The 9,535-nt window shown below is 34.0% G+C and carries 9 protein-coding genes and 1 pseudogene; 6 read left to right on the top strand and 4 right to left on the bottom strand.

Going from position 1 to position 9,535, the window contains the following annotated elements:
- Positions 1-435: 435 nt before the first annotated feature.
- Both B9T23_RS16680 and B9T23_RS14335 read left to right on the top strand, forming a co-directional pair.
- Complete coding sequence (locus B9T23_RS16680; RefSeq protein ID WP_131271959.1) at positions 436-750, top strand: transposase family protein; 315 nt, start codon at positions 436-438, stop codon at positions 748-750.
- A 418-nt stretch (positions 751-1,168) separates the two neighbouring features.
- The gene (locus B9T23_RS14335; protein WP_086194576.1) at positions 1,169-2,143 is read left to right on the top strand and encodes a sensor domain-containing diguanylate cyclase; all 975 of its coding nucleotides are present in this window, start codon (positions 1,169-1,171) and stop codon (positions 2,141-2,143) included.
- Between the two features lie 427 nt (positions 2,144-2,570).
- On the opposite strand, the gene B9T23_RS14340 is transcribed toward B9T23_RS14335, so the two are convergent.
- Both B9T23_RS14340 and B9T23_RS14345 read right to left on the bottom strand, forming a co-directional pair.
- Positions 2,571-3,950, bottom strand: coding sequence for a heavy metal sensor histidine kinase (locus tag B9T23_RS14340; protein ID WP_067723135.1), 1,380 nt, complete (start codon positions 3,948-3,950; stop codon positions 2,571-2,573).
- Positions 3,947-4,618, bottom strand: a complete 672-nt coding sequence (locus B9T23_RS14345; protein ID WP_067723137.1) for a heavy metal response regulator transcription factor — start codon at positions 4,616-4,618, stop codon at positions 3,947-3,949. Before B9T23_RS14345 ends, B9T23_RS14340 begins: the two co-directional genes overlap by 4 nt.
- A gap of 121 nt (positions 4,619-4,739) precedes the next feature.
- Between B9T23_RS14345 and B9T23_RS14350 the strand changes: the two genes are divergently transcribed.
- Positions 4,740-5,216: a GlcG/HbpS family heme-binding protein gene (locus B9T23_RS14350; protein ID WP_235942470.1), complete on the top strand. Its 477-nt coding sequence runs from the start codon at positions 4,740-4,742 to the stop codon at positions 5,214-5,216.
- Positions 5,217-5,242: 26 nt separating this feature from the next.
- Positions 5,243-5,641 (top strand): hydroxyisourate hydrolase, encoded by a 399-nt coding sequence (gene uraH, locus B9T23_RS14355; RefSeq protein WP_044109712.1) that lies wholly within the window; start codon positions 5,243-5,245, stop codon positions 5,639-5,641.
- 233 nt (positions 5,642-5,874) lie between these two features.
- Here uraH and B9T23_RS14360 read toward each other — a convergent pair whose 3' ends face one another.
- A complete protein-coding gene (locus B9T23_RS14360) occupies positions 5,875-7,014 on the bottom strand; it encodes a catalase family protein (RefSeq protein WP_067723141.1) in 1,140 nt (379 codons plus the stop codon).
- 212 nt (positions 7,015-7,226) lie between these two features.
- On the bottom strand, positions 7,227-7,850 hold the full coding sequence (locus B9T23_RS14365) for an SOUL family heme-binding protein (protein ID WP_212815867.1): 624 nt from the start codon (positions 7,848-7,850) through the stop codon (positions 7,227-7,229).
- Between the two features lie 460 nt (positions 7,851-8,310).
- Here B9T23_RS14365 and B9T23_RS16840 point away from each other — a divergent pair, with 460 nt between their 5' ends.
- Both B9T23_RS16840 and B9T23_RS14375 read left to right on the top strand, forming a co-directional pair.
- Positions 8,311-8,484, top strand: coding sequence for a hypothetical protein (locus B9T23_RS16840; protein ID WP_155859779.1), 174 nt, complete (start codon positions 8,311-8,313; stop codon positions 8,482-8,484).
- 778 nt (positions 8,485-9,262) lie between these two features.
- Positions 9,263-9,535: pseudogene (locus B9T23_RS14375) on the top strand (transposase); the annotation flags it as partial.

The raw sequence follows: 9,535 nt of genomic DNA on the forward strand, positions 1-9,535 counted from the left end.
TTATCCTTTATAATCAAATACCAATCTTAATACTTGAACATTTTATAAATTTTTGTGCAAGTAATAAAAAAATCCTTTGACGTAGGCTTTACTTTTGGAAAAATGAAATATTCCAATTTATAGATTGCAAAAAGAAAAAAGGATAGCTTTTAACTATTCCTTTTTTAGATTTTATAAATTCAACATAATACCCCTTATACGAAATGCTTATATTTTATTATTTAATTTCAGTGGTATAGTCTAGACTTAACAACCCATTCTAGCCCGGATGGGTTTTTTTATGATTTTCTACCGTTTATGTTTATTCTTTGATCACTCTTACAATATCTTAAATGAGAAGCAGATTCTGGCTGATTCAATTACCCATAGAGATTCGATCTGGATACACTTAAAGTATGTACTGCGTTAGATATGGTCGGGTGGTAGTAATGGCTTGTGCGATATGTACTTTCTTGCCTGTGCAATCCCTTGCACGAACAAAAACAACTATATAAAACTTGGAAAGGGATTTATACTTTTTCTCCCAATAGCCTGTTGCCATTAAAAGCCAAAAGATGCTGTAAATTGGATGCTGAATTAAAAGTCTATAACAGGGAAATCAATAAAAAAAGAATCGGCATAGAGCATGTATTTGGCAGGCTGAAAACCTTCAAAATCCTTGCTGAGCGTTATCGAAATAGAGGCAAAAGACTCGGTTTGAGATTCAATTTAATTGCTGGAATTTATAACCAGGAGCTGAGTAAAAAATGATTTATGAAAGAAGTCTAATAAATCCTACTGATTTTTTTAATAATTTTTAGCCATTTTATTGACTGATTATAACTTTAAAAATAACAAAGAATGGCCCTGAAAAAATGAAAAACAAATAATTATAAATAAAACTATGATAATTAAAGAAAATATATATAAATAACAATTTTTATAGTTAGATTAATTATATTATAAAAAATAAATAATCAAGTTTTCTTATATGTATATATTCCTGATATTTTGTAGGGCTATTAAGATTTTTTTAATTTTACTGTATATTACAGATGAACTTCTTTAAATTGATCAATGTACTTCATCAGCTTATGTCTAAAATTTTATTTTGAATATGGATTATATAATATTTTAAATTAAATCATATAAATAAATTACTTTCGAATCATTATCATAGGTTGATTAGATGAATACTATAAACTTTAAAAACTTTGAAGAAGCAGGTCAAGCTATTTTACAATTTCTCCATAAACGCTTGGGATTTGATTTATGGATGATCACTCGGGTAGAAGGTAAAGACTGGATTGTACTGCAAAGTGAAGATCATGGTTATGATATTAAACCCGGACACGTATTTAAATGGGCAGATTCTTTCTGCTCTCATATGGTTAAAGGAAAAGCACCTAAAATTGCCCCTCATTGTGAAGATATTCCCTTATATGCCACTGCACCAATTAGTCAACAAGTAAGTATTAAATCCTACATAGGTCAGCCCATCCTTAATGAAGATGGCAGCTTATTTGGTACACTGTGTGCAATTGATCCTCATCCAAAACCTGAAACGATAGTTCAAGATATTGAAATAATAGAATTACTTGGAAACTTACTGAGTAAAATTCTTCAAGCCGAGCTTCGTCAAAACCAACAATTTAGTGAAGTTAAGCGTTTAAAGACGAAAGCTTTCAGGGATGGATTAACTGGATTATATAATCGTCGAGCTTGGGACGAATTAATTAGTAAAGAAGAGGAACGCTGTAAGCGTTATGGTCATTCCGCTGCGGTGTTTTTTATTGATATTAATAATCTAAAAGAAGTAAATGATAACTTAGGGCATGTTGTAGGAGATCACCTCATTCAACAGGCTGCCAACGTGTTAAGTGATACTGTCCGTAGTAATGATATTGTAGCTCGCCTGGGTGGCGATGAATTCGTCATTCTAAGTGTGGAAAATAATAAGACCGGTGCAGAAAGACTTTTAAAGAGAATTATAGATGCTTTTGCACAAGCGAAAATTAGTATAGCCATTGGTTTTTCAATGCGTCATCCTGCCCGTGGGCTGCTTTTTGCAGCTGAACAGGCCGATAAAAAAATGTTTGAGCATAAGCGTCAATTCAAATTTGATCTTAAATCAGACATAAGAGTAGTTACCTCAGATAGCTGATATCCTATAGTCACTTTCAGTGAACTCAAGGTGTAATTTTAAATTTTATACAAGCTTTACTTGTGGCTAAGAAACGAAACATAAAAAACCTGGCATCCTGTCAGGTTTTTTATGTACGACCATGTTTACTCAACAAATACTATATTCAACTTCTAGTTAATGAGACTTATGATTATTGTTTTTTGTTCTGCAACTTTCAGTTTCTTATGTCACCATAATAGGAAATTGCAATGAGGTCGTATAGCCGCAAGAGGCTGGAATTGTTGTGACTAAATGCGTACTAAAGTGGATTAGCTTTTTACATTGACATATCATATTGATTTTATATGATAATTTAATTAAATTCTGTATAAGTTATAATATATTAATTTTAGGGCATCTAAACAATTTGCAATCTCTCATTTTTAAGAACTTTTTAATAACATCTTCAAGTTAAATATTTAATTTTTAAACTAAATACAATTCCTTCCTGAGTGTTATAAGCGGTTGCTTCTCCATTATGTAACATCATGATAGATTTAACGATTGATAATCCTAAACCACCAGTTTTTGCTTTGGCATGTCGACTACTCTCAATTTGATAGAAACGTTCAAATAAATGCTTCAAATGTTGTTTGTCAATAAAAACATTTTTAGTTAATACTTCAATATCGATATGATTTTCCGTAGATTTTGTTGAAATCACAATGTCTTGATCTTCAAATCCATAATCAATCGCATTAATTATAAGATTAGACAGCGCTCTTTTTAACAAATCTGCATTAGCATATATTTGAATTCCCTTTTCTAACTCTAAAACAAATCTCATGAGCCTATCTTCAGCCAAGAATTCAAAATAGTGGACCAATTCTAAAATAAGGTTGGATAAGTCAATATTTTCTTTTTCGATAATATAATCACTGTGTTCAGAACGAGCGATGAACAACATATTGTCTATCATCTTACTTAGTCGTTCATATTCCTCAAGATGAGAATATAAAAGCTGCTCCAGTTCTTGTTGTGACCGAGATTGCATGAGCATAATTTGTGTTTGACCCATTAAATTATTTAAGGGGGTTCTTAGTTCATGGGCAATATCTTCAGAAAACCGTGCCAATTGATCATAATTAATTTGAATTTTTTCTAACATAGCATTCATTGCTGAACTGAGTTTATCAACTTCAACCGTAGTACTTTTAACTTCGATTCGCTGATGTGGTTGAGTACCCTGAATTTTATGTGTTTGCTCAATCAAGTTATTTAAAGATTTGAGTAAATACAAACCCACCCAACGTCCGAGTAGGCTTGCCATTACAATTCCCAATAAGCTATAGAGAATCAATTTCCATAAATATTGATCTAAAGTAGATTGAGCTTCATCAAGTTGTGTGCCAGCAATCAGTTGATAATGTTGATCATTAAAAACAACAGTTTTATAGGCCAAACGGGTTGTGGCAAATTCAGATTGATTATCCAGAAAGGTAATGGTTTTTGATTCGGCCATATCTGGAATATGGACTTTCAGTGGATTAATCTCAATTAAGGCTAGTTGCTGGTTTTTTAAGATTAAAAGATTATCTTCTTTTCCCAGCATATTTTCATACAGACGTGGGTGTTGAACTAAAATCTGAAAACTTTCTTGATCTTGTAAAAAAATTTCAATGCGTTCAACACGTGCAGTTAAATTCTGATCACGTTGTTTAGCTAACAGGTGCTGCATGTTGTGATAAGAAAGTAAACCAATAGCAAAAAATACAGTACAACAAATAATACTGAAGGAAATACTTAAGCGTGTTGTTAAACTCAGATGTCTTAGCTGATTTTTCATTTATTTATGCTTAAACGATATCCCATACCCCGAACAGTATGAATTAATTTGGGCTGAAAATGGTCATCAATTTTTGCACGTAAACGACGGATAGCGACATCCACCACATTGGTGTCTGTATCAAAGTTAATATTCCACACTTCAGAGGCAATTTGAGATCGGGTTAATAATTCACCTTGATGTTGCATTAATAAGTGTAAAAGCGAAAACTCTTTAGAGCTTAAGTCGATTTTTTGTTGGTTCCGATAAACAGTACGTTCAAGCCGGTATAAAATTAAATCTTCAACTTGATAATATTCAGACTCGGTTTTTACACTGCGTCTCAATAGGCTTTTGACCCGTGCTAATAGTTCAATATAAGAGAAGGGCTTAATTAAATAATCATCTGCACCTAGTTCTAAGCCTTTAACTCGATCCAGGACATGATCTTTTGCAGTCAGCATGAGTACTGGAATTTTAGAAAATGTCCTTAAGGTCTTTAATACTTGCCAACCATCAATTTCAGGTAACATGACATCTAAAATTACTAAATCAAAGTTTTTTTCTTGTAACAACGTTAACGCTGTTAATCCCTCATGAGCAATACTGGATAAATAACCAGATTCATTTAACCCTTTTGCTAGAAATTCAGCAATTTTTGTTTCATCTTCAACAATAAGTATGTGCATCTAAATAATATTATATGGATTTGTCTGTTACTACATTACAAATTCGTAATCTGATTGTCATGCAATAATGACTTTATTTTATATAAGCTAGCTTATCTCTTAATTTAGCTTAATAGAAATGATGAAAAAACTTCTATTTATTCCGGTACTTCTATGTAGTTCAATCACATATTCAGCTCCTAAAACCAGCTATGTCATGGATTTAAACCTCGCCAATCAACTGGTCACCAATGTCATGCAGGCATGTAGCACTACTGCTAAACCTGCGGCTGTAGTGGTGTTAGATCAGGGTGGCAATGTCCTAGCAAGTCAACGGCATGAAACTGTGGGTATACATAATTTAATCGCAGCGCAAAGGAAAGCTTTTACCGCATATTCAAGCAAGGTGACTACCTTACAATTTATGCGTAATGCTCAGAAGAATGTTGATTCACAGAATTTAACCAGCTTACCTGAATTATTACTTTTAGGTGGAGGAGTGCCCGTAGTTTATAAAAGTCAGCTATTAGGTGCGGTTGGTGTAGCCGGTGCAGGTGGGTCAATTCAAGATGATCAATGTGCACAACAGGGTATAGAAATCACACTCAAACAAATTTAAATCAATTTAATTCAGGATAAATTCATATGAACAAGTTATTTTTATTCGCTGGCAGTTTATTTATTTCAAGTTGGGTAATGGCGCAAAATCCTTTAAGTGTGCATGTCCTTAACTTGGAAAGTGGATTGCCTTCACCCGATGTAAAAGTTACTTTGGAAGAACAAAAAAATGGAAAATGGATACAGATTTCAGAAGCTAAAACCAATGAGCAAGGTCGTGTAACCGCATTATTTCCAGAAAATAAAACTTTCGACAATGCCGTCTATAAAGTTACCTTCAAAACAGGTGAATGGTTTAAGAAAAATAAGCAAAATTCTTTCTTTCCAGAAGTTCCGGTGATTTTCCAGACCGATGGTTCGGTAAAACACTATCATATTCCCTTACTTCTTAGTCCTTATGGATATTCAACCTATCGAGGTAACTAAGCTGAGAAAAACAGAAGCTCTAACTTGTATAAGATTAGAGCTTCATGGTTAACACTATCGGGTTTATCGGAGACTTTGAATAGCCACCAAAATTCTAGACACACCTAACCATCTTTTGATGGGCCTTTTCATAATCTAATGGAGAACGTTGCTCATTGGAGCCATGTCTTCGTTTTGAGTTATAAAACATTTCGAATGGGAGCTATAGGCTCCTATTCTTAACTTCACATAAATTATTTAGAATGTGGCTCTGCTCTCTGAATAGAGTTCATCTCATGTCTCACCAGGCTAATACGTTCATAAATCACTTTTCTCATTCTATTTACTGCACCGAGTGGTTTATGTTCAGGAAGTGAATGCCATGGTGAAAAAGAAAGGTTTTCACAAAATTCATTTTGTGCAGGAGTATCAAAAATTTGTTGAGGAATACGAATAGTTGCGACTTTATAGAAAGGAGCATCGCTTTCTTTCCATTCAGTCATTGAGTCCTCGACTGACATCTTATTTGATGTTCGAGGTTGTATTAAAAACTCCATGCAAGCATCATCTTTTTTTAAACTACTTTTGAGTGCTTCTCTTAAAAAATCATGGTTAGGGGCATGTGGAATAGCTTCTTTAACTGCTGAACATGCTTGAATAGAATATTTTACTGCTTCGCGATTTGGATTTATCCCTAACTGGTAAGGTGTCATAGACCAATACCTCGTATGCAAAGGATTTGAAATTTTCGTTTTTGAATTTAATGCAATCCAAGTACCTTTTGCACCCAATACAAAAGGAATATGCAGTTTTTTAAAAAAACGATCACTATTTATATCCTGCATTAACGACATATAGCGAACAGGATCATTCACAAAAAAAACAGGGTGGTTAATCATAATAAAATCTTGAGTGGATGCTTCATTATCTAAAAGCTTTTTTCCAGGGACTCCTAAAATTTTTATTGCTATGCCACGAGCATCTCGTTTAATGTCTGCTTGAGTAGAATCACTAGATCCATTAGAAAAGCGAATCCATGATTGATAGGTCTTTCCAGGAATAAAAATGCCTTGAGCTATATTTTTAGGAAGATTTTTATTTATCTTAAATTCTGCTTGTACACAACCATGTGCTTTGGAGTGCACATCTCGCAGAGCGATACCTGTTGCATATTGTTTTCGAACTGATGTTTCAATTAAATCTGCAATTGTTACAGCTGCGGTTGCTTCATTTGAAGAGAGATGTTCGCCCAAGCCATAATCTGTACTTGGATAGGTAATATCATTTGGAGAACTACTAGGTACAGTATTAGCATGTACAGTAGTGCATATACTGATAATAATCACAGGCTGTAACAGCCGACCTAAGCCTATATAACTTATTAGTTTTATCATTGATAACTTCTTACTTAGAATAAGTATTACCTATAATAGACTTATTACGTTAGTCGAAAAAAAATATTCAACAATCACTTCTGGTAAGCCGATTACTATGCAACACAATTGAACAGTATAGAATGCCGGAAAACTATATTTGATCCAAAAATATTTCTCAAACTGGGAGGAATGACCAAGGCGCAGCTATAATCTAATCATTAATAATAACATTAATTGATTGGGATCATAATTTCATTTCGTCTTAAGAACCATGGCGTAAAAGGAGGATTATATCGAGCCCATATAGCGTTTCCTATAGGTGTTAGACCCTTTGTATGCATCCATGCAATGAGTTTCAATTCATGACTGAGATAATTCTTTTCGCTCCAAGTTCCAGAGTATCGAACTACAGCCATACGTTGTGCAGGAAATTGACGTAATGTAATGCTGGCATCTTCTGGTTGCGGAAGCATATCTAATGTATACGCCTTCGGCATCATAAAGCTTATTATCCATTTGTTCTCAGCACGCTGTTGTTCGACGGGGGCAGTCATCTGTATTTTCTCACCTATCGGCTGTTGCGAAACTGGGGCGGTCATGGCGACCTTACGACGTGAAACGTTGCTACCCGAGATATATCGAAATAATTTCATAAATGCTTTATTACTGACTTGCTCCATATTGCCCTCTACAAGGGTTGTAGCAACAACGTGAGGAGCATATTCACGAAGCTCAAACTTATTTTCCTTCATTGTGACGACGTAACTCGCTTCTTCGATTGCCATGGCTTTTTGTATCCCAGTTATAATTAGAAATACTGCAACAACGATTCCCAGCAATTTTTTGATATGCATCTGCTCCTATTTTGAGTGTGCCCCTACAAAATTTTACGCCCTACTGGTAATAGATAAGATATTTTGCTTAAAACGAATGCAAGAATATTAATGAGATAAGTCTCTAAAACGATAGAGTCGATTGTGAATTCACCTGAATTAATAACACTGCTGCCAAAAATAATTCATCAATAAAAAAGCCTGTATTGGGTTTACCAATTATAAATACAATATTTTTGAGTTTTAGTTTAGAAGAATGATTGCTAAATCTAAACCAATGAGACTCGTTGTATTTTTAGACTTTACTTAGAGGGAATAAATACTTTTAATCTTCAACCTTATCACTGTTTAAATCGTTAGTTTTGGCCAAAAATATTCTCTGCTATAAACTCTAACTCGCCTATTTTATTGGAGTAGATAATATAAAACTATACCTACTTTTTGATCAAATTCAGTAAAATTTTGTGATAGGTGTTTATTGATGATGCCGCAGGAAAATTTCAGCATTTACGCTTCTGTGAATCAGCAACAGCATGAGGAATTAGAAAAGCAGAATAAACGTTCTCGTGCCAAGAAAAGTATGCCGAGTCGTAAAGCTCAGAAAGCTGTTATTGAACAAAGAAATTTAAATCCTGTGCTTGACTCTTGTAGTTAAAAGCAGAACATTTTAAATGATTTATCACATAGACATTTTAATTGGTGAATAACAGTTGTTGTTGTTATTCGAATAAGAGATTTTATGTCAAATAAAAAGCCTTATAGTCTCTCCCAAAACTATAAGGCTTAGCGGCTGTAAGTTTCTTCTTTTATCATTTACGTTCCGGTGTAATTTCGCTGTCTTTCGACTTTATTATCGTTGTAGTGCGGTTTATTGCCAGCTTTTCCTGCCAGCCTATTTATGCGAAACATGTTCTCAAAAAATTGATAAAGAAGATATACGTTAATATCTCTAATATGTGTACGATTTTACTTACAAAAATTTATTTTTTTAATAATTATCATTTACAAACAGTAGCTTAAATTTATCAAAAAAAATAGTGGAATTTTATAGTAAATCTTATCAGTTCTAGAACACCGCGAAACTGGGAACAAGGCCGTCGCTCCCCTACTGGGCTAGCAGTGACTTTAATCTGCGTTTTAGATGCACATCCAAGCGTAATTTAAAACTAAAGAGCGGAATAACGTCCTGTTCCTGATGTATTGATCATATGAATTTTCAAGTATGCGGTCTAGTAGCCCACATACTTGAATTAATGTGAGAAAATGCTTACAACGTTGGCTAAAAATTATCCCGGCTTTATCCGTAGAAATTGCGGGATATTATTTACCCTGGGAAGACTAGGGGCTGTTTTCATTTGATGTACATATTTCATTCTTCTTATCTATTCAATTAAAATATCTTCTATCTCCCTTCTAAAATTATGTTTTCCAACATGTCACGCAGAGTCATTACTGATGAAATTTGGGTGCAAATCCAAAATACCATGCAATTTTATGGCTGCTACCGCTCACGTAATAGCAAAAATATTATGGAAGCCATTTTGTGGAAACTTCGAACAGGTGCGCCTTGGCGTGATATTCCCGAGGATCTTTGTCCATGGCAAACAGCCTACAACCGTTTCAATCGTTGGGCGAGTAAAGGGCTATGGGAGAATTTTTTTTTAAACTACGAGGCATATTGGATAAAGAATGGGTCTTCATTGACG

Source organism: Acinetobacter terrae, from assembly GCF_002135195.1.
GTDB classification, from domain to species: domain Bacteria; phylum Pseudomonadota; class Gammaproteobacteria; order Pseudomonadales; family Moraxellaceae; genus Acinetobacter; species Acinetobacter terrae.